Raw genomic sequence first — 306 nt, 5'->3', positions numbered from 1 at the left:
GTTGTCGCGGAATTTGTCCTGACACCAGAACGGCTTACCCTTATGAAAAGCAGCGCGGTTGGCGCCTCAATGGGCATTTCTTTGTCGGGGGCGTATGAATTCGGCTCTCAACGCATTGCAATGAAGGGCGTGTTAAGTCCTCTCTATGTGCTCAATGGGATTGGGTCTATTTTCACTCAAAAAGGCGAGGGGCTCTTTGGCTTCAATTTCGCAATGACGGGGACGGCAACCGCGCCAAAAATCAGCGTAAATCCGTTCTCTATCATGACGCCGGGGATGTTTCGCGATATTTTCAACGGACCGCCA

At 51.3% G+C, this 306-nt stretch carries 1 protein-coding gene; it reads left to right on the top strand.

All coding sequences use genetic code 11. From position 1 onward, the window contains the following. Positions 1 to 306: hypothetical protein (locus AB9F29_RS22010; RefSeq protein ID WP_369757263.1), on the top strand; the 306-nt coding region annotated here is incomplete at both ends.

The organism is Falsihalocynthiibacter sp. S25ZX9 (genome assembly GCF_041205405.1).
Lineage (GTDB): Bacteria > Pseudomonadota > Alphaproteobacteria > Rhodobacterales > Rhodobacteraceae > Falsihalocynthiibacter > Falsihalocynthiibacter arcticus.
Note: the sequence above shows the minus strand (reverse complement) of the source record. Positions and strands in the feature narration are given on the sequence as shown.